Source organism: Fodinisporobacter ferrooxydans (genome assembly GCF_022818495.1).
GTDB classification, from domain to species: Bacteria; Bacillota; Bacilli; order Tumebacillales; family MYW30-H2; genus Fodinisporobacter; species Fodinisporobacter ferrooxydans.
The window spans coordinates 2,187,501-2,207,409 of the sequence record NZ_CP089291.1; the positions used below are offsets into that span (position 1 = coordinate 2,187,501).

At 45.7% G+C, this 19,909-nt stretch carries 17 protein-coding genes and 2 riboswitches (1 of these 19 running past the window's edge); of the genes, 10 read left to right on the forward strand and 7 right to left on the reverse strand.

The window, feature by feature from the left end:
* The 3 genes from LSG31_RS10490 to LSG31_RS10500 all read right to left on the reverse strand — a co-directional run.
* On the reverse strand, positions 1-43 hold the beginning of the coding sequence (locus LSG31_RS10490) for an isoprenylcysteine carboxyl methyltransferase family protein (RefSeq protein WP_347439203.1). 494 nt of this gene lie to the left of the window's left edge; 43 of the gene's 537 nt are visible here — the first part of the coding sequence; it begins with the start codon at positions 41-43; its stop codon lies beyond the left edge, outside the window.
* Positions 44-48: 5 nt separating this feature from the next.
* Positions 49-1,101, reverse strand: coding sequence for a type III polyketide synthase (locus tag LSG31_RS10495; protein WP_347439204.1), 1,053 nt, complete (start codon positions 1,099-1,101; stop codon positions 49-51).
* Positions 1,102-1,311: 210 nt separating this feature from the next.
* A complete protein-coding gene (locus LSG31_RS10500) occupies positions 1,312-1,935 on the reverse strand; it encodes a TVP38/TMEM64 family protein (RefSeq protein ID WP_347439205.1) in 624 nt (207 codons plus the stop codon).
* A gap of 186 nt (positions 1,936-2,121) precedes the next feature.
* Positions 2,122-2,249, forward strand: a riboswitch (cyclic di-AMP (ydaO/yuaA leader).
* 4 nt (positions 2,250-2,253) lie between these two features.
* Between LSG31_RS10500 and LSG31_RS10505 the strand changes: the two genes are divergently transcribed.
* Positions 2,254-3,153 (forward strand): C40 family peptidase, encoded by a 900-nt coding sequence (locus tag LSG31_RS10505; protein ID WP_347439206.1) that lies wholly within the window; start codon positions 2,254-2,256, stop codon positions 3,151-3,153.
* A gap of 65 nt (positions 3,154-3,218) precedes the next feature.
* Here the strand turns inward: LSG31_RS10505 and purT are convergent, their stop codons facing one another.
* Positions 3,219-4,397 (reverse strand): formate-dependent phosphoribosylglycinamide formyltransferase, encoded by a 1,179-nt coding sequence (purT, locus tag LSG31_RS10510; RefSeq protein WP_347439207.1) that lies wholly within the window; start codon positions 4,395-4,397, stop codon positions 3,219-3,221.
* A 72-nt stretch (positions 4,398-4,469) separates the two neighbouring features.
* A riboswitch (ZMP/ZTP riboswitch) is annotated at positions 4,470-4,550 on the reverse strand.
* 68 nt (positions 4,551-4,618) lie between these two features.
* The gene (locus LSG31_RS10515) at positions 4,619-5,767 is read right to left on the reverse strand and encodes an NRAMP family divalent metal transporter (protein ID WP_347439487.1); all 1,149 of its coding nucleotides are present in this window, start codon (positions 5,765-5,767) and stop codon (positions 4,619-4,621) included.
* Between the two features lie 376 nt (positions 5,768-6,143).
* Between LSG31_RS10515 and LSG31_RS10520 the strand changes: the two genes are divergently transcribed.
* The 4 genes from LSG31_RS10520 to LSG31_RS10535 all read left to right on the forward strand — a co-directional run bounded on the left by LSG31_RS10520 (position 6,144) and on the right by LSG31_RS10535 (position 9,550).
* A complete protein-coding gene (locus LSG31_RS10520; protein ID WP_347439208.1) occupies positions 6,144-6,932 on the forward strand; it encodes a putative hydro-lyase in 789 nt (262 codons plus the stop codon).
* A 73-nt stretch (positions 6,933-7,005) separates the two neighbouring features.
* Positions 7,006-7,761, forward strand: coding sequence for a 5-oxoprolinase subunit PxpB (gene pxpB / locus LSG31_RS10525; RefSeq protein WP_347439209.1), 756 nt, complete (start codon positions 7,006-7,008; stop codon positions 7,759-7,761).
* The gene (locus LSG31_RS10530; RefSeq protein ID WP_347439210.1) at positions 7,752-8,753 is read left to right on the forward strand and encodes a 5-oxoprolinase subunit C family protein; all 1,002 of its coding nucleotides are present in this window, start codon (positions 7,752-7,754) and stop codon (positions 8,751-8,753) included. The genes pxpB and LSG31_RS10530 overlap by 10 nt, the downstream gene beginning before the upstream one ends.
* Before the next feature lie 20 nt (positions 8,754-8,773).
* Positions 8,774-9,550, forward strand: coding sequence for a LamB/YcsF family protein (locus LSG31_RS10535; protein ID WP_347439211.1), 777 nt, complete (start codon positions 8,774-8,776; stop codon positions 9,548-9,550).
* Positions 9,551-9,754: 204 nt separating this feature from the next.
* On the opposite strand, the gene LSG31_RS10540 is transcribed toward LSG31_RS10535, so the two are convergent.
* Complete coding sequence (locus LSG31_RS10540; protein WP_347439212.1) at positions 9,755-10,909, reverse strand: pyridoxal phosphate-dependent aminotransferase; 1,155 nt, start codon at positions 10,907-10,909, stop codon at positions 9,755-9,757.
* Between the two features lie 441 nt (positions 10,910-11,350).
* Between LSG31_RS10540 and nirB the strand changes: the two genes are divergently transcribed.
* The 4 genes from nirB to LSG31_RS10560 all read left to right on the forward strand — a co-directional run bounded on the left by nirB (position 11,351) and on the right by LSG31_RS10560 (position 16,197).
* Positions 11,351-13,774 carry a nitrite reductase large subunit NirB gene (nirB, locus tag LSG31_RS10545; RefSeq protein WP_347439213.1) on the forward strand — a complete coding sequence of 808 codons (2,424 nt, stop codon included), beginning with the start codon at positions 11,351-11,353 and terminating at the stop codon, positions 13,772-13,774.
* 13 nt (positions 13,775-13,787) lie between these two features.
* Positions 13,788-14,156: a nitrite reductase small subunit NirD gene (gene nirD / locus LSG31_RS10550; RefSeq protein ID WP_347439214.1), complete on the forward strand. Its 369-nt coding sequence runs from the start codon at positions 13,788-13,790 to the stop codon at positions 14,154-14,156.
* A gap of 292 nt (positions 14,157-14,448) precedes the next feature.
* A complete protein-coding gene (locus tag LSG31_RS10555; protein ID WP_347439215.1) occupies positions 14,449-15,660 on the forward strand; it encodes a nitrate/nitrite transporter in 1,212 nt (403 codons plus the stop codon).
* A 225-nt stretch (positions 15,661-15,885) separates the two neighbouring features.
* Positions 15,886-16,197 (forward strand): winged helix-turn-helix transcriptional regulator, encoded by a 312-nt coding sequence (locus tag LSG31_RS10560; RefSeq protein ID WP_347439216.1) that lies wholly within the window; start codon positions 15,886-15,888, stop codon positions 16,195-16,197.
* 164 nt (positions 16,198-16,361) lie between these two features.
* Here the strand turns inward: LSG31_RS10560 and LSG31_RS10565 are convergent, their stop codons facing one another.
* The gene (locus LSG31_RS10565; RefSeq protein WP_347439217.1) at positions 16,362-17,651 is read right to left on the reverse strand and encodes an MFS transporter; all 1,290 of its coding nucleotides are present in this window, start codon (positions 17,649-17,651) and stop codon (positions 16,362-16,364) included.
* A 492-nt stretch (positions 17,652-18,143) separates the two neighbouring features.
* Here LSG31_RS10565 and LSG31_RS10570 point away from each other — a divergent pair, with 492 nt between their 5' ends.
* Positions 18,144-19,859, forward strand: a complete 1,716-nt coding sequence (locus LSG31_RS10570; RefSeq protein WP_347439218.1) for an IlvD/Edd family dehydratase — start codon at positions 18,144-18,146, stop codon at positions 19,857-19,859.
* Positions 19,860-19,909 lie beyond the last annotated feature (50 nt).

Here is a 19,909-nt window from a genome sequence, read left to right on the forward strand (position 1 = left end):
TTAAAAGCGAAAAAACGATTGTAAAAAAATAATCACTGGACATATATATCAAACTACCTCCGCCAGCAGCATTTCGGAACTAAAACCAGGCCCGAGCGCTGAAATGAGGGCGATGTCTCCTTTATTCGCCGCTTCATTATACAAGAAAGAGTCTAATACAAAAAGCACCGTTGAAGATGACATATTTCCATTTTCGCGTAGTGTACGTTCCGATATGCTGAGCTTTTCAGATGGTATCGACAAAGATTCTGCATACGCTTCCAATACTTTTTTTCCGCCCGGATGAATAATGAAATGGTCAATCGTTTGTAAATGATACGATTGTAATAGTTCGAAAACAGCTCCCGGAAGTTCTCGTTTGACAATCGTGGGAATATCTCGCGAGAAAATCACATGAAATCCGTGATCGGAAAAATCCCAACCCATGACATCATAGCTATCTTTTAATAAAGTGCTCATGGTGCCTTTGAGCTTTAACTTTCCCCGAAAGCCGGTTTGCTCGCCTGCTACCAGTACGGCTGCTGCACCATCTGCAAATAGTGAAGTCGCTACCAGATTGCTCTTTGTCATATCATTTCTTTGAAATGTCAAACCGCAAAGTTCAACAGCAACTACAACCGCCAATTCATCCGGATGTGCCTGAACATAATCGATTGCCCTCGAAAGTCCTGCGGCACCTCCTGCGCACCCCAATCCCCAAATCGGTGTTCGTTTCATATGGGGATGTGCATGCAGTTCGTTTAGTATTCGAGCATCGATGCTAGGTGTAGCAAGTCCGGTTGTAGAGACAAAGAAAAGATGATGGATGTCTTCCAGACGTAATTGAACATGATTGAGGCAATTTTGTAAAGCTTCGATTCCTAAACGAACAGCGTTTTGAATGTAAAGTTGATTTTTTTTTCGAAAATCAATTGAGGTAGAAAAATGTTCGAGCGGAATACAAAAACGTCGAGTGTCAATATGCGTATTTTCAAAAACGTGAAGCAACCTTTCAATATCCGGGAAAACTTCAGAAAACATATTCTTGACAACGGGACGAATATCTTTTTGATGATATTCAAATGGTGCTTTTGCGATTCCGGTTGAAACAATATATGCCACATCAAAACATCCTTTCGCCTCAAACAATCAATATATAATATTTGTTAATATGCACACTAAAAAACAAATTATACATTTATTGGTTACTGTTGTTTGCGCGAAGATGACAGCCAACGACAACTGCAAGTAAAACAATGAAGGGTTTGGAAACCGTCAAAAATGTCAAAAGAGGATGAATAGCGCCGTAGTAGACGCTATTCTGCAAATTCCTTAGGATTGGGGATTCATTTTTTTCCATTTGTAAACAGCAGCGGCTACCCCAATGATGAGGGCGTAGATTACATAGATCAAAATGGATAACCACTTGTTCGATTGCAGCTGGCTCCCGGCAAAATTGTACACGAGGTTGACCGGCAGCTTGCCGAGTAAAGATGCGAAAAAGAAAGTGATCCAGGAAATTTTACTGAGCCCTGACAAAATGTTGACAACAGGTGTTGGAATGATAGGAATCAGTCGAGCTACAAAAACGCTTAAAAAGCCGTATCGTTCAAAATAGGCTTCATATTCTTTTGCTTTGGGGTAGTGTTCGATTGTCGCAAGAGCCCATGAAGAAAAGCCGAAGCGAGCAAGCCAGAACATGATAAGCGTTCCGATCATCGCACCCGATACGGAAATCGCGGTTCCTTCCCATGTGCCAAAAGTAGCTCCGATGATTCCAGCTACCACTACGAATGGAACTACCGGAAAAAATACAAGGATGGAAACAAAAAGCATGCTCATAAAAATGGAGAAACTTCCACCAGCCTTTATGACATCTAAAAACCATGCCTTATGTGCAAAACCCAAATAGACAATACCAATACATATGAGAATTGTTACAAATTTTTTTACCATCGCGTTTCCTCCTCTAGGTTACATTCTACACGAATTCCGGTTGAAAAAAAGCCTCAGTCAGATTTCTTAACAACTTGGAAGAACATTTCTGAAAAGAATATAACTGGTTGTTTCTTTCCTAGATTTGCGCATGGCTTCCATATTTTTTAGAATGCTATCTTACTTTTCCTATGTTACGATTTTATTGTAAAAATAAAGCCGAAGCCCAAATCAGGCGCGGGGGAACCATTTTTGGGGTGAAACCACTCAATTGGTCGGGGCTACCTTTTAACCGAATCCGTCAGCTAACCTCGTAGGCTCGAAAAAGGAGAAAATAGAATGAAGTTAAAAAAGAAAATTTTACTAGGTATTCCTCTGTTTTTGCTTGGGTCTGCAGCGCCAGTTTTTGCAAATACAGCCCAATACGTGGAGACAAACCATGGATGGGTCAGTTATCATAGCGGGCCAAGTCTGTCGAGCTCTGTGGTCGGACGTTTGAACCTCGGGGATAAAGCGCCGCTAGTCAAGAAAGCAAACAATTGGTGGTATGAGATCAATGTAAATGGGAAAAATGTTTACATAACGACAAATTTCAAATATGTACATACTGTAACAGCGAATCAAACTGCTTCCAATCAAGCTGCTTCTAACCAAATTTCTTCCAAACAAGTGCAGCAAAACACAAAACAAGTATTGCAGACAACACAATCGAAACAAGATTCACATTCGATACAACCTGCGCAATCGACGGGACAAGCCACATCCACAACCGGAAAAACACAGCAAAGTTTAACTGCTGAGCAGCAAAAACTGATGAACGTTGCGAAAACTCAAATCGGTGTTCCGTATCTTTGGGGTCATCAGATTCCAGGTGTCGGTTTTGATTGTTCGAATTTTACCAGTTGGGTTTATAAAACGGCGCTCGGAATCGATTTCTCCAGTTCGAGCCGCCAACAGCGCTACAATAGCTCAATCGGCAGACCTGTAGCAATCAATCCAAACAACAAGCTGGCGAATCTGCAAGTCGGGGATCTGTTATTCTTTAGGGATTCAGCAGACCCTGGCGACGGAAGCGTAGGTTTATCTACCAGCGGCGGCGGCGGACATGTAGGCATATATGCAGGAAACGGCATGATCATCCAAGAGGGCGGCGGCCGCGGCAAGGTAACGTATGAACCAATGGCGGGCACCTGGTTCCTTAGAGATCTGGTGTATGCAAAACGTATCTTGGGAAACTAGACCATTCGAAAACCCACATCACAAAAGCAGATGTGGGTTTTTTCAGTCAAGATGTGGGGAGCCAGCTAAAAAGTTTCGAGCTTCAAGCAGGAAGCGGCCTTGGTTGCTTGCTGTCTTGCCATTTCGGTTGTTTCTGCTCCACTGAGTGTTACTGCCATTCGTCGTCCAATCGTGGCATCCGGTTTTCCAAATATGCGGACTTGCGTATTGGGAATGGAGAGTGCTGTCTCGATTCCGCTTATTTGGTAAGTTGGGCTTGCAGCAGCAGCCTTTACACTATGGCTGGCACCTGGTGTCAACAATTTGATTTCAGGAATGGGAAACCCGAGAATGGCCCGAACATGCAAAGCGAATTCAGAAAGGTTTTGGCTAATGAGTGTAACCAATCCTGTATCATGCGGACGGGGGGATACTTCGCTGAAGTATACTTTGTCTTGTGCGACGAAAAGCTCAACGCCGAAAACACCGTATCCTCCTAATGCATCTGTTACCTTGCGGCAAATATCGTGTGCTTCATGCAATTGATCTTCGTTTATGAAGTGAGGCTGCCACGATTCAATATAATCCCCATCTTTCTGCAGATGGCCGATTGGCGGGCAGAATAAGGTGCCCGAGACAGAGCGAACCGTTAATACGGTTATTTCCGATTCAAATCGGATAAGTTCCTCGACGATCACACGGGCGTTTTTGACGCGCGCTGCCGTCATGGCATATTCCCATGCTTTGTCCGCATCGTCCAGAGACTTGCAAATGCTTTGTCCTTTCCCGGATGAACTCATCAGGGGCTTTACGACACAAGGCAATCCGATGGTTTGCACCGCTTGACGAAATTCAGCCAAAGTATTGGCAAAGGCGTATTTGGCTGTTGGGATGCCGAGATTTTCCGCAGCAAGCCTCCGTATTCCTTCACGATCCATCGTCAATCTTGCCGCATTTGCGGTGGGGACTACATGAAATCCTTGCTGTTCCAATTCCACCAGAGCAGAAGTTGCAATCGCCTCAATTTCTGGTACGATACTGTCAGGTTTTTCAGAAAGGATCAGTGTTTTCAGCGCTTCAGGATCGACCATGTCAATCACATGGGAACGATGGGCGACCTGCATGGCAGGGGCGTCAGGATAGCGATCGACAGCTATCGTTTCCACTCCCAAACGTTGGGCTTCGATGACAATTTCCTTTCCCAGTTCTCCTGAGCCAAGCAACATAATTTTTTTCGCATGTGCGGAAAGCGGTGGTCCGTACAAACTGCTTTTCCTCCCTTTATGCCGCCCGTGCATGGAAAATAAAAAAACCGCCCGGGCATTCGTACATTAGTAGCAATGTGCCCAGGCGGTCGGCTTTTAAAAAGTCGCACTTCCTTGTGGTGCTCCACAAATCCGCCAGTCATGCGACCAGAATTTTGCGTGAATTTGAGTATAAAATATCACGTATGGCCGGGAACGTCAAGTTGACGCAAAACGTAATGTTAACGCAAAAGAGTTCCAATACCGCCCAATGAGTTGATTGCGGCGTAAGTGGTGACCAATAGTGCAAGAATTCCGAACACGTACAGCCACATCGGGTGTCGATATGTTTCTCCCATAATCCGTTTGCTGCGCGCCGCGATGAGCATTGTGAGCAATGTCAGGGGGAGAATCAAACCGTTTAATGAACCGACCAGGACAAGGATTTTGACCGGTTGTCCATAGAATTCGAAAACAAGCGTCGAAAAAACAATAAAGCCGATAATGGTTGCACGTTGATGTTCTTTAAACCAGGAACCGAAACTTTGCAAGAACGTTGCGCTTGTGTATGCGGCTCCAATGACTGACGTAATGGCGGCGCTCCAAAGAACGATGCCGAAAAACTTGTAACCCAGATTGCCAAGGGCGAACTGAAAAGCGGAAGCTGGCGGGTTGGACGCTGCCAACTTGTGGCCTGCTGCCACGACTCCCAGAATCGCAAGGAACAGGGTGATTCGCATGATGCCTGTAATTAAAACACCGCTGAATGAGGACTTGGAGATTTGACCAAGGTGAGTTTCTCCGGTAATGCCGGCATCGACCAGCCGATGGCCGCCGGCAAACGTAATATATCCGCCCACAGTGCCGCCGACCAGTGTGATCATCGGGAACATCAAGGCGCTGTAACTGGAAGGAAAAACACTGGCAACGACTGCTTTGCCAACAGGAGGATGACTTGTAAACATGACCCAAATGACCAACAGAATCATGAGTACGCCTAGCACTTGCGCGACACGATCCATCGCTCCGCCGGCATTTTTGGAAAGAAAGATAAGAATTGCAATAATAGCAGATATCAACGCCATCACTTTTACGTTGATTCCAAAAAGTACATTTAATCCTAATCCGGCGCCGGCGATATTGCCAATATTAAAAGCCAGTCCGCCGATCACAATCAGAACTGCAATGACAGTTCCGAGGCCAGGCAAGACTTTGTTGCCGATGTCCTGTCCGCGCAAACCTGTGAAACCAATGACACGCCAAGTATTCATTTGCGCACCGATATCCAAAATAATGGAAGCCAAAATCGCAAATGCGAAGTCCACGCCATATTTTTGCGTAAATACGGCAGTCTGAGTCAGGAAGCCTGGACCGATGGCTGATGTTGCCATAAGAAAAGCCGCGCCAATGAGTGTAGAGATTCCGGCTTTTTTGGCAATTGAAGTTGCAATAGGATCTGAACTCAAATGTTTCCCCTCTTTTCTTTGTCAATTGTTTTTGAATAGAAGAGCAAATGAAAAAACTTATATGAACTTCTATCCATGTTCATTATAAATAAGGTGTTATTGTTTGGTAAAGTTTAAATATTTCAAAGTTTTTATGCGATTATAATTACGAAATAGTGGTTTTATCCTATAATATTACTATCGGCTTCTGATTCAATTTTAAGTCATCCATTTTAAATACAATCGTTTACAAGATCGAGCCTGGATAATCCGGATTCGGTGGCGATCAAACCAAGGAACCTATTTTTAGGAGGGAATTCATATGGATGTTGCGAATATGTCACCTGCTGAAATACGTCAACTGATTCGGCAAAATCAGTTGATTCGACCAACTTCCGGTGTTGCGAATGGGTTTACCCAAGCGAACCTGGCAATCTTAAAAAAGGAATTGGCTTTTGAGTTTTTATTGTTTTGCCAGCGCAATCCAAAGCCGTGTCCGATCTTGGATGTAACAGAGCCGGGGTCAGCTGTGCCGACATTGGTTGCGCCAAATGCAGATTTGCGAACAGATCTGCCAAAGTATCGGATCTATCGGGAGGGCAACCTTGTCGATGAAGTCACCGACATTTTAAAATATTGGGAAGATGATATGGTTGCATTTTTACTTGGATGCAGCTTTACATTTGAACAAGCTCTTTTAAAAAATAAAATTCCCGTTCGGCATATTGAAGAAAATTGCAATGTGCCTATGTACAAAACCAATATTCCATGCGTCAAGGCTGGACGGTTTGAGGGGCCCATGGTAGTAAGCATGCGCCCGATTCCCCAAAAAGATGTCGTTCGCGCAGTACAGGTTACTTCCCGTTTTCCAGCGGTGCACGGCGCACCTGTTCACATCGGCACACCGGCTGTGATTGGAATTGATGATATTTCCAAGCCTGATTTCGGAGATCCGGTTCCTGTCCGTGCAGGGGAAGTACCGGTTTTTTGGGCGTGTGGAGTAACGCCGCAAGCAATTGCCATGCATGTCAAACCTGAACTTATGATTACTCATGCGCCAGGCCACATGTTTATCACAGATAAACGGGATGAGGAGTTTGCCGTATTATAGAAGAGCTTGCCGTATTATAGTTGAGGATTTCTGTAGTTGGGGATTACTATAGAATAGATCTTGAATGTTGTAGGTGATCGGTATTAAATCTTTAGATTTGTATGCTCTCGGTGATTCTGCGATTGTCGTTCAATTGGGAGATCGCATTGATCTTGAAACACATCGGAAAGTGCAGATGGTTTCAAAGTATTTGGAGGAACATTCGTTTCCGGGAATGGTTGAATATATTCCTGCTTTTACGACTGTGACCATTTTTTACGATCCATTGGCATTTCTGTCAAACATCCGATATGATTCTGCGGAACATGAGGAGATGGGCAGATCTGTTTTTCAGCAGGTTTCGTCCGCGGTATTGAGGCGTTTAGAAACGATACCGGATACGGATGTTCCGAAGCCAACCGTGATTGAGATTCCGGTTTGTTACGGAGGCGACCTCGGACCCGACTTAGAGGATGTTGCCGGGCACAATCAGTTATCAGTAGAAGAAGTGATTCAGATTCATTCAAGCGCTGAGTATCTCACCTATATGGTAGGGTTTGCACCTGGGTTTCCGTATTTAGGCGGACTGTCGGAACGAATCGCAACCCCAAGGCGCAAAACGCCAAGAGTTTCCATTCCTGCAGGTTCTGTTGGCATTGCAGGGATGCAGACGGGCGTGTATCCGATTGAAACTCCCGGGGGCTGGCAGTTGATAGGAAGAACTCCGATACGTTTGTTTCGGCCGGAACAATCGCCTCCCACACGTATTCAAGCAGGAAATATGATCCGTTTTCGGCCCATTTCCCGGGCCGAATATGAGCAGTTGAAGGAGCGAGAGGAATGGCGTTGAGAGTTTTAAAACCGGGTCTTCTTTCAACTGTACAGGATTTGGGGAGGAGCGGCTATCAAAAGTTTGGAGTGATTTCCAGTGGTGCGATGGATCCTTTTGCACTGCGTGTTTCCAATATTCTAATCGGTAATGACGAATATGAGGCGGCATTGGAATTGACCATCGTCGGGCCGGTATTGTATTTTGAGTCGGACATGTTGATTTCCATATGCGGCGGAGATTTATCGGCGTCGATTGATGGGGAGCCTGTGCCCATGTGGCGGGCTGTTTTCGTTCGGAAAGGCAGCACGTTGACGTTCGGGGCGCCAAGACAAGGCTGCAGGGCTTACTTGGCGGTTGCCGGCGGATTTGATATACCGCTGGAAATGGGAAGCAGATCCACCTATTTGCGTGCAGCGATTGGCGGTTGGAAGGGACGGGCTTTGCAGGCGGGAGACCGTATTGGGATCAGGCCGATGAGCGCCGTAGCAAACAAAATACTGCAAAAAATATCCGGCATGGATGATGGGAACGCGTTTTGTGCCGCAACTCACTTTGTTGCAAGGGATCTGTTGCCGTCATATGCCCAACATCCGATCATACGTGTCATCCGCGGCAGGGAGTTTGAACAATTTGAAGAGGCCGGCAAAGAAGTTTTTTTCCAAGCTGGATTTACTCTCTTGCCCCAATCGGATCGGATGGGGTATCGACTGAAAGGCCCTCTCCTGCAGCTTGCCGAACCTCTTGAAATGATATCGGAAGCGGTCATCTTTGGAACGGTGCAAGTACCGCCGGATGGGAATCCGATTGTTTTAATGGCTGATCGGCAAACAACCGGCGGTTATCCGAAAATCGCCCAAGTCATTTCTGTTGATTTGCCGATTTTGGGACAAGTGAATTTAGGTGCAACCATTCGTTTTTCGGAAGTGACACTTGAGGAAGCGCAGGAATTGTATCTGATTCGCGAAATGGAGATTGATATGTTAAAGCAGGGAATTCGCGTATATGTTTGAAGTACAGGAGGGGAAAGACGATGCTGCAGCATGCCGTTGATTTGAATTGCGACATGGGGGAAAGTTTTGGCGCGTATCGATTAGGAAGAGATGAGGAGATCCTCAAATATGTAACTTCTGCCAATATCGCTTGCGGATTTCATGCGGGAGATCCGGGCACTATGCGAAAAACGGTAGCATTGGCTCTGAAACATGGCACAGAAATCGGCGCACATCCCGGATTGCCGGATTTGGCCGGATTTGGCCGACGAGAAATGCAAATAACACCACAAGAAGCGTACGATATCTGTGTGTATCAAATTGGCGCTCTTTGGAGCTTTGTCAGGTCCGAAGGCGGCAAGATGCAGCATGTAAAGCCGCATGGGGCATTGTATAACATGGCGGCAAAAAGCCGGGAGCTTTCCGGGGCGATTGCAGAGGCAGTCTATAAAGTGGATCCCGAACTCATCCTTTTTGGATTGGCAGGCAGCGAGTTGATTCAGGCGGGAAAACGCATCGGTCTGCGTACGGCAAGTGAAGTATTTGCAGATCGTACCTATCAACAAGATGGGTCGCTGACATCCAGACGGTTGCCGGATTCGCTGATCACCGATGACGAGCAGGCCGTTCGACAGGTTATCCGCATGGTGAAAGAAAGTAAAGTCCTTTCGCAACAAGAGATCGATATTCCGATCGAGGCACAAACGGTTTGCATTCATGGGGATGGATCACATGCACTGGAGTTTGCCAGGGATATCCGGGAGTCTTTAGAGAAAACAGGAATTTCAGTGATTGCTGCAAAGGCGGTTGCCCGCTAGCTCGTTGACAAAGATGGCGGAAGGATTGCAAGAATACACGGGCGAGTTTAAAATATGAGATTTTCCTGAAAAGTAAGTAAAAAACCGGGCGCTGGTTACGTCCGGTTTTTTTACTTGCCCAATGTTTCAAACAACTTCCGCAAATTCCCCTCGAAAACGCCAACCTATCTTGGCGGTCCTATCAGGAACAGACCCGGATTGGCTTCAGTTTGCTGAGGGCCTGGACAGAAATCGGCAAATCCTGTGAATGCCTTCGTGGATATCTTCCTCGCTGCTGGCAAGGGAAACCCTGATCAGTCCTGCACCCTCTTTCCCAAAAGCTTCTCCGGGCGCTACTGCAACTTTTGCCTCGTGCAAAAGTTGTTTTGCCACCGAGAAGGAATCACGGCTCACTTTTGAAACATCAATCATCAGATAGAACGCCCCTTGTGGGGTGTAGCGGCAAAGCTCGTATTCTTTCAAAATACTGAGAGCCAAGTCCCGACGCCGCTGGTAGGATTGACGCATCATTTCCACGCAATCCTGCGGTCCGGCGAGAGCGGCGACTCCAGCCTTTTGGGTTAAACTATTGGTACTCGAGATTAAGGGTTCCTGCAATTTGATTATTACATCGGCTAATTCCGGCGGCGAAACCGTGTAGCCCAAACGCCACCCTGTCATGGCATACGCTTTCGAAAATCCGGAAATGGTGATTGTGCGTTCTGGTGCAGAACGGCCCGGACTGACATGATTTTTGTCAAAAACAATATGTTCGTAAATTTCGTCGGAAATAAGCCACAAATCGCGCCGTCGGCAAAATTCGGCCAGATCCCGGACAAGGGATTCGTCAAACACGGCCCCGGTGGGATTGCCGGGTGAATTGACCAGCAGAGCTTTCGTTCGGGAAGTTGCCAAACGTTCCAGTTCTTCCAAATCCGGCAGGAAGCCCCGTTCGGGGGCAAGTGTGTAATGGACGGGCACACCGTGCATCAGACGGACGCTCATTTCACCGTTGGGCCAGGAAAGACCCGGCACGAGAATTTCATCTCCCGGCTCCACCAGTGCCATCATCGTGCTGGCAATGCCCGCGACGGCTCCGGGATGGACACAGACTTGTTCGTTCAGTACATCCATCCGATTGTAGCGGGACATTTTATTGACGATTGCTTTACGCAGTTCCGGAATGCCTGCGTTCGGCGTGTACTTGTGAAAACCGTTCCTGCCGGCGGCAATTGCGGCTTCAACGATATGATCCGGCGTGTTGAAGTTTGGTTCACCTACTTCCATGTGAATACAATCCGGAATCTTCCAGGCGAGATCCATAATCACTCGGACGCCTTGCGGGGGAAGTGAGAAGGGTACCGCTGCAATGGGTTTCATGTGAAATCGCTTCCTTCATATGTAATTTCACCTCTTTGAATGACCGCGGTATTGAGTTCTATGTTGTATCTTTATAGTATCTTCTGAATGAATTTTTAAAAAATCCGGTATGTAATCATTTTCTTTAGAAACAGCGCTCTTAAGTCTTGAAATCTTCTTTTTTCGTCAAATTTCAAGCGGTATCTCTATTTTGGAGAGAAAACTTTATACATTTCTTTCTTATCAGCATTATTTTTGTGCCCCGTATTCAGGGTATTTTAATGTTAGATAATATAACACTAAAAAATAATTACACATTAATTTTTATGATTATTAATAGTATTTTCCAAAAAAATGAGCAATATGTAAATAAACATTACATATTTGGGGTTGAATTTCCTTATTTTCATGGTATACTTTCAATAAAGTAAGAAAACCTAACACGAATTGGGGGAGTGGTGCATGAAAAAGAGAAAACTGTGTTTGGTTGGCAACGGCATGGCGGGTGTGCGCTGCATGGAAGAAATTCTAAAACTTGCGCCTGATTTGTTCGACATCACTATTTTTGGTCGTGAACCTCACCCGAATTACAATCGGATTTTGTTGTCTTCCGTTTTAGCCGGGGACGCAGATATACGAGATATCGTTTTAAACGATTGGAATTGGTACGAACAAAATGGCATCACTTTATACACAGGAGAAACCGTCACATCGATCGATGCAGAACAACGCAACATCTACACTGACTGCGGGCGTGTTGAATCTTACGATGATCTCATTTTGGCAACGGGCTCACTTCCATTCATGCTCCCTCTGCCTGGTATTGACAAGGAAGGTGTGATTGCCTTTCGAGATATTAACGATTGCAAAACGATGATGGAAGCATCCAAAACATATAAGAAGGCAGTTGTGATTGGCGGTGGTTTGCTCGGACTTGAAGCAGCACGCGGTCTGCTCAATCTTTCCATGGATGTGAGCGTTGTTCATATCTTTGACAACATTATGGAACGTCAGTTGGATCCAGTGGCTTCAAAATTGTTGCAAAGTGAATTGGAGAAACAAGGGATACGTTTCTTGCTGGAAAAACAATCGGCTGAAATCCTTGGTGACACACGCGTTACAGGTCTGCGCTTTGCGGACGGAACGGCAGAAGAGGCGGATTTGATCGTCATGGCTGTTGGCATTCGCCCGAATGCAGCACTCGCGCAAGAAAGCGGGATTGAAGTCAAGCGGGGTATCGTTGTCAATGACTACATGGAAACGAATATCGATCACGTGTATGCGGTTGGTGAATGTGCGGAACATCGCGGTACGGTTTATGGATTGGTGGCGCCTTTGTTCGAGCAGGGAAAGGTCTTGGCAAAGCGCATTTGCCAAATGGATGCGGCGCCATATGAAGGCTCGACGCTGCATACCAAGCTGAAAATTTCAGGTGTGAATGTCTTCTCGGCAGGTGAATTCATGGATACATCCGATACACGCGCCATCCGGGTTCACGATGAATGGGAAGGCGTCTATAAAAAAGTATTGGTGCGAGACGATCAAGTTGTGGGTGCTGTGTTATTCGGAGATACCAAAGATAGCACACGCATATTGGAAATGATCCGTACAAACGCGACGATTTCAGAGCTGCAGCGCGTTGCCATCTTGCAAAATCTTTCCTCGTCTAGCGGTGCATCCGAATTGGATTATGTAGCGGCTATGAGCAGTGACGAAATTATATGCGGATGTAATGGCGTTTCAAAAGGAACGATTGTAGAGGCAATTTATGAACACGGCCTAAATTCGGTCGAAGGAGTGAAAAAATGTACGGGCGCTTCTCGTTCCTGTGGCGGATGTAAGCCGTTAGTTGCAAACCTGTTGCAATGCGTTCTCGGGGATCAGGCACAAACTTCGAATCAAAAAGAGCCGATTTGTACTTGTACAACGTTAAGCCGTGATGAATTGGTAAGAGAGATTCAAGAAAAATGCCTGACAAGTGTACGCGAGGTCATGCACGTTCTGGATTGGACGGAACCTGAAGGATGCTCCAAATGCCGCCCGGCCATTAATTACTATTTGAATATGGTATTCCCGGAGCTTCATGAAGATGAGCGGGAATCCCGGTTTGTCAATGAGCGGATGCACGCAAACATTCAAAAAGACGGAACCTATTCTGTTGTTCCCAGGATGTATGGGGGAGTTACTTCACCTGCCGAGTTGAAGAAAATTGCCGAAGTAGCCGAGAAATATCAGGTTCCGCTGGTGAAAGTCACCGGCGGTCAACGGTTGGATTTGCTGGGCGTGAAAAAAGAAGATTTGCCGAATGTATGGCGGGATTTGGATATGCCCTCCGGATATGCGTACGGCAAAGCCATTCGAACGGTGAAAACATGTGTAGGAAGTGATTTTTGCCGGTTTGGCACACAAAATTCCATTCAAATGGGAATTGATATCGAAAAAGCATTTGAGCGGTTAGATACGCCAGCCAAAATCAAAATGGCCGTTTCCGGATGCCCGCGAAATTGTGCAGAATCTTTGATTAAAGACATTGGCGTTGTCGGAATTGACGGCGGATGGGAGATTTATATCGGCGGAAACGGCGGTGTGCATGCAAAAGTGGCACAGCTCCTTTGCAAAGTCAAAACCAACGAGGAAGTAATGGAGTGGGTCGGTGCGTTCCTGCAATACTACCGTGAAAACGCAAATTATGGAGAACGAACATCCGCCTGGATGGAGCGAATTGGATTGTCTTCCATTCAACGCGCACTTGAAAACACAGAAACCCGCAGGGAATTGAATTACCGGATTGCGGCAGCGCTAGGTGTCTTGAGTGATCCGTGGCAGGACATTATCCAAAAGGAAAATATCAGACAGTTGTTTGAAAACGTAGCAGTCAACGTATGAGGAGGTAACTTACATGAAATTGGAAATTATGCAATTAGAACAACTTCCTGTTCACACAGGACGCGTGATTCAAGTATTCGGACATGAAATTGCATTGTTTCGCCTTGGCAATGGGAAAATTCGGGCCGTGGAGAATCGGTGCCCGCATAAAGGCGGGCCTCTGGCAGAAGGAATCGTATCAGGTGATTACGTCTTTTGTCCGCTGCATGATTGGAAAATTTGCCTTGCAGATGGGAATGTACAATCACCTGATACAGGTTGTGTCAAGACATTTCAAACGGAAATCGAAGAAAATCGTATTTATATCATGATTGAGCCGCAAGAGCAAGGGGAACGGAGAGAGTCTTTAGTACCGGAGCAGGGATTGGTGAATCAAAAGTAATCACGGTCTCAGAGCTTGCATGAATCCAGCATTGTTCGATCCCTGATCTTTGGTGGAAAGAAAATTCTTTCAGAGAGTTGGTGATGACATGCAACCATTGGGTTTGTATGAACCAACAATGGCAATTGAAACGATCGATTCGATTTGTTGTTACTGCAGTGTTCAGTGAGGTATTTCGATTGAAGGTGAAAGTCTGAAAGGAAATCAGCATTCTCCTGTATCCTTTGGGAGACTTTGTCAAATTGACGTAAAAACGATGAATTTTCTATTAAATTAAAGCGGGGTGCAGGATATGCATGTAAAAGGGTTTCGCAAAGCAGGAAATATTCCGACACTGTTTGCTTCTTTCTTATACTTTGACATTAGTTTTATGGTCTGGGTATTATTCGGCGTACTAGGAATATTTATCGCGAAAGACTTTGGTTTGACTGCCACACAAAAAGCTTTATTGGCATCGATTCCAACTTTGGGAGGGTCGCTGTTTCGGATACCGTTGGGGTATTGCGCAGATCGTTTTGGAGCAAAGCGTACCGGAATCATTTCTATGATTCTTACCATCATTCCTCTTCTTTTATCATGGCTTTTGGCGAATCGTGTCACGGAATTGTACGTTTTCGGATTTTTATTAGGCATTTCCGGCGCAAGTTTTGCAGTGGCGCTTCCCTTGGTAAGCCGATGGTATCCTCCTGAGTATCAGGGTCTCGCGATGGGCATTGCGGGCGCCGGCAATACAGGAACATTGATCGCTACATTTTTTGCGGCGAGGATTGCGAAAGTGATTGGTTGGCACGGTGTATTTGGCCTCGCCATTCTGCCGATGATTCTTACATTATTCGTTTTTATTCTCATGGCAAAGGATAGCCCCACACCTGCAAAACAAAAGACATGGAACGAATATGGACGTTTGTTAAAAAAATCCGACTTGTGGTTCCTATGTATTTTGTACAGTATTACTTTTGGCGGATTTGTAGGCTTCAGCAGTTATCTGGGAATTTTTCTCCATGATCAATACCGGCTCAAACCGATAGAAATTGCAAATATCACAACGATTCTGGTTAGTCTGGGAAGCTTTTTGCGACCTGTAGGCGGATATCTCTCCGACAAGATTGGCGGCGGAAAAATGCTGATTCTCTTGTTGGGAGTGATCGGAATCGCTTATATTGGATTAAGCTCGTTGCCTCCTTTGATGCTTGCTATCATTCTCTTTGGCATCATAATGATGGCGCTTGGAATGGGAAATGGCGCTGTTTTTCAAGTGGTGCCCCAATTGTTCCCGGATGAAATCGGAATCGTTACCGGAGTTGTAGGAGAAGCCGGAGGATTGGGCGGATTTTTTTTACCTATGATTCTTGGAAAAGGAAAAGATTTGACAGGGTCTTTCGGAGCAGGGTTTATGGTTTGCGGAATTTTCATATTGCTTGTCCTCGTAATGTTGGTAGCCGTACAAAAACGATGGGCGATCACAGCAAGGCAGACTCTACACTCGATTCAAATCGATGCGTAAAAATGTCCGCGACTTTTACGCAATACTGCAACTTTATCGAAATACTGCAAATGATGACATGTATCGTTCGTCTCTTCCAACAGTTTGGGAGAGATTTTTTAGTCTGTTCTACTGATTGAATCGCAGCAGATGACAGCGGGAGGCGAAGAAACATATTTCTATTGGTATCAGCAACTTATGTTTGACAAGTAATTATGGTATTATAAATATAAGGGGATGATTTCAATGGAAAATACACACTTATGCCCAAAGTTTGAGTCTGCCTTTGAATTGTTAGGAAAACGATGGACGGGTCTGATTATTCGTTCCTTACTTGATGGACCAAGACGATTTAAAGACATCTCCGGCATGATTCCAAGTCTGAGTGACCGGATGTTGACAGAGCGTTTCAGGGAATTGGAAGAAGCGGGGATTATTGTTCGTACTGTATATCCGGAAACTCCTGTTCGTATCGAGTATCAATTAACGGATAAAGGCAAATCCTTAAAACCTGCTATGGATAAAATACAGGAATGGGCAGAAGTATGGATGAAATAGAAATTGACCAGTGAGCCAACTCATTGGTCTTTTTTATAGAGAAAATCAAAAAGCCCCTTATAAATAAAGGAGCTTTTTGCAATCGCTTTCGAAATTCGCGTACAAATACAAATGCTATTATTGCAATATAACGTTTCAAATGTTCTTACTCCGCCTTGATCTTCTTAGTACTTCAAGGGATTTTTATTGGCAGTCGAACTCGCCAACGGTTCTGATTTGTCATAACGCACCCGTAATATGAGGATACCTGACAGAATCAGCGCAGCGACAAGGAAAATCATGCCGGCCATAAAGCTGTGTGTCTGGGAGATCAAATAGCCGACGATAAATGGTCCAAAGAATCCGCCCAAGTTGCCGATCGCATTAATTAACCCCATGGCAGCCCCTAATACTTCATCCGATAGGAATTGTGCCGGGATTGCCCAGAAAACGCCGTTATAGGAATCCATAAAGCCCATGCATAAAATCAATGCGGCAATGGATAGCGCCGGATTGGATTTACCGATGAGTGCTGAAATCAATAGGAAAATTCCGCCGACAATAACCGCTATAGCCACATGGCCTTTGCGCTCCCCGGTTTTATCCGAGTGTTTGGAGTTGATAATAAGGCCGAAAATTGCGGCGAGCCAAGGCAAAGCGGAAATGATGCCAACCGTCATATTGTTGCCGTGGGATATAGATTTTACAACAGTCGGAAGCCATAAACCATATCCATAGAAACCGATTTGAATAAGAAAATAGACGAGTACAAGAAGCAATACATTACGATTTTTCAAAGCGTCTTTAAAGCTGGTTGCCTGCTTGTTCATGGTTTGTTTTTCTGCCGCCAGCGTTTTTTCCAAATATTCACGTTCTTCTTTGGAAATCCATTTTGCTTTGCTTGGATCTTCTGCAATAAAGAACCACCAGATTGCTGCCCAAAGGAAAGGAGGAAGTCCTTCTATCATGAACATGGTACGCCAGTCGGAATGTGTCAGGATCCAACCGGAAATCGGCGACATGACCAAAGATGCTACCGGGATACAAAGCATCCAATACGAATTGGCGCGCGCCCGTTCATTAAGGGGAAACCATTTGCTCAACATGACCAGCGTAGCAGGCCATACGCCGCCTTCTGCAACTCCGAGCAAAAAGCGTACAACCAATAACTCTGTCAGGTTTTGGACAAATCCGGTCATAATGGCAAATATGCCCCAGACCAAGAGGGCAATGGTTACGAATTTTTTCGCACTCCATTTTTCAGCCAAAAGTCCACCGGGAATTTGTAAGAACAAATAACCGAAAAAGAAGATACCGCCGGCAAGCCCGGCATATGTCGCACCGATTCCCAAATCTTTTTCCATGCCTGCAAAGCCAAAACCGACATTATTCCGATCCATAAAAGCGATCGTGTACATGAGAAAAGCAACTGGAATAATTCTCCACCAACGTGCTGCAGGAATATTTCCGTTCATAGATAGCTATACCCCCTAGTGAATGAGTTGACAGGAACCTATAATTCAAGACAATTCAACGCAATACCGGCATATAAAACAATATTCGGAGTTGCAAATTGCATGAGTAAAGCAAAAACAGAATGGAATCGCTTACATTATTGTGCTAAAAAAAGAAATGTTTCGTTTTGAGACATTTTTGATGCCATGTTGATCATGTGCGTTTAAAAAAACACCTACTTTCCCGCTTTTTTTTCATCATACAGTAGATTTGCATAAATTTCAACAATCTTCAAACAAAAAGTATATTTGGGGATCGGAAGTTTTTAAATTGTTTAACGGAAATATTTGTATTATCGAATTGCTTATATGATACTATAATCATATATTTGTTCACCATACGTTCAACAGATGGAGGTAGCGTCTCTATCCATTTGATGTATTTTGCAACGTGGTGCAGCGTGTTGTTTTCAACACGTATACGGGATTCATATTGAAGGGAGGAAGAAAAGCATGCAAGACAATACGATTGGCCGTGGAAAAACATCCTATGGCGACCCAGGTTTTAGTTCGTTTATTCGCCGTGCGTTTTCCAGGCATATGGGATTTGATGAAAAAGATTTTGCCAAGCCTGTCATCGGCATTTGCAATACATACAGCGAAGTAAACCGCTGCCATACGCATTTTGGACCGATTGTGGAAGCGGTGAAACGGGGTGTCTTGATGGCAGGGGGGATTCCCCTGGAATTTCCGACCATTTCACTGGGTGAAGTGTATACAAGTCCCACCGCAATGCTGTATCGCAATCTCGCAGCAATGGATACGGAAGAGATGATACGCGCACAACCGCTTGATGGTGTAGTGCTTTTGGCTGGCTGTGACAAGACTACACCCGCCCAGTTGATGGGTGCGGCGAGTGCGGATATCCCGGCGATTATGGTAACAGGCGGCCCGATGCTCAATGGTGAGTATGAAGGAAAAACGCTTGGGGCATGTACCGATTGCCGCTTTTATTGGCAGGAATATCGAGCGGAACGCATATCCGACCGGGAACTGGAAGAAATCAACCAAGCGTTGGCCCCGAGTGCCGGTCACTGCATGGTGATGGGCAGCGCCAGTACAATGGCAGCCTGCGCAGAAGCTCTTGGCATGATGCTTCCAGGAGCGGCAGCCATTCCCGCACCAGACAATCGAAGATTGCGCATCGCCGAAGAGTCCGGGCGACAGATCGTTCAATTAGTCAAAGATTCGATTAAACCTTCCGATATTCTGACATATGAAGCGTTTGAAAATGCGATTCGCGTGTTGCAGGCGGTTGGCGGTTCCACAAATGCAGTCATCCATTTGAATGCGATTGCCGGGCGATTGGGCATTGACCTGCCATTGGAATTGTTTGACGTGTTAGGGCGAGAGACTCCATTCCTTGCCAATCTGCGTCCGGCAGGAAACTATCAGATGGAGGATTTCTTTCATGCCGGCGGAGTGCCTGCTGTGATGAGCGAGTTATCAGACATGTTGCATCTCTCCTGTATGACCGTTGCAGGAAAAACTCTTGGGGAACATTTGAAAACGTTTACTCGTCCGCGCCATAAAACATATCGGGATATCATCGCTACTCTGGAGAATCCTTTGCATGCTTCAGGGGGGATCGCAGTATTGACAGGCAATTTGGCTCCAAACGGAGCAGTCATCAAGCCAAAAGCAGCATCTCCGCATCTTTTAAAGCACATTGGGCGAGCGGTTGTATTCGACTCGGTGGATGATATGGAAGCGAGGATTGATGATCCTGATCTGGATGTTCGGCCGGATGACGTTCTGGTGTTGCGCAATGCAGGCCCGGTGGGTGCTCCTGGCATGCCGGAAGCAGGCATGATACCGATTCCGAAAAAATTACTGGCACAAGGCATACGGGATATGGTGCGGATTTCCGATTGCCGCATGAGCGGGACGGCATTCGGCACAGTCGTGCTGCATGCAGCGCCGGAAGCGGCTGTCGGCGGACCTTTGGCGCTCGTGGAAAATGGGGATCGGATCGAGTTGGATGTACAAGCGCGAATATTGCAATTGCTTGTGCCAGAAGAAGAATTGCAGAAGCGGCGCGGGAATTGGCAGCCGAAGATGGAAAAAGAGACCCGTGGATATATTCGGCTGTATCAGGAACATGTGCTGCAGGCGGATAAAGGTTGCGATTTCGACTTTTTGCGTCCTGACGTTCATACAAATAAATAAATTAATAAGGGAAGCGGAACGTTTCTATCTAATAAATCCAAATAAGAAAA

Bases quoted from the DNA above. Each gene is read 5' to 3' on its own strand.
- nirD (WP_347439214.1), top strand. From the start codon at position 13,788: ATGAAATTGGAAATTATGCAATTAGAACAACTTCCTGTTCACACAGGA.
- LSG31_RS10570 (WP_347439218.1), top strand. From the start codon at position 18,144: ATGCAAGACAATACGATTGGCCGTGGAAAAACATCCTATGGCGACCCA.
- LSG31_RS10535 (WP_347439211.1), top strand. From the start codon at position 8,774: ATGCTGCAGCATGCCGTTGATTTGAATTGCGACATGGGGGAAAGTTTT.
- LSG31_RS10530 (WP_347439210.1), top strand. From the start codon at position 7,752: ATGGCGTTGAGAGTTTTAAAACCGGGTCTTCTTTCAACTGTACAGGAT.
- LSG31_RS10560 (WP_347439216.1), top strand. From the start codon at position 15,886: ATGGAAAATACACACTTATGCCCAAAGTTTGAGTCTGCCTTTGAATTG.
- LSG31_RS10505 (WP_347439206.1), top strand. From the start codon at position 2,254: ATGAAGTTAAAAAAGAAAATTTTACTAGGTATTCCTCTGTTTTTGCTT.
- LSG31_RS10520 (WP_347439208.1), top strand. From the start codon at position 6,144: ATGGATGTTGCGAATATGTCACCTGCTGAAATACGTCAACTGATTCGG.
- LSG31_RS10540 (WP_347439212.1), bottom strand. From the start codon at position 10,909: ATGAAACCCATTGCAGCGGTACCCTTCTCACTTCCCCCGCAAGGCGTC.
- LSG31_RS10500 (WP_347439205.1), bottom strand. From the start codon at position 1,935: ATGGTAAAAAAATTTGTAACAATTCTCATATGTATTGGTATTGTCTAT.
- nirB (WP_347439213.1), top strand. From the start codon at position 11,351: ATGAAAAAGAGAAAACTGTGTTTGGTTGGCAACGGCATGGCGGGTGTG.
- LSG31_RS10565 (WP_347439217.1), bottom strand. From the start codon at position 17,651: ATGAACGGAAATATTCCTGCAGCACGTTGGTGGAGAATTATTCCAGTT.
- LSG31_RS10515 (WP_347439487.1), bottom strand. From the start codon at position 5,767: ATGGCAACATCAGCCATCGGTCCAGGCTTCCTGACTCAGACTGCCGTA.
- LSG31_RS10555 (WP_347439215.1), top strand. From the start codon at position 14,449: ATGCATGTAAAAGGGTTTCGCAAAGCAGGAAATATTCCGACACTGTTT.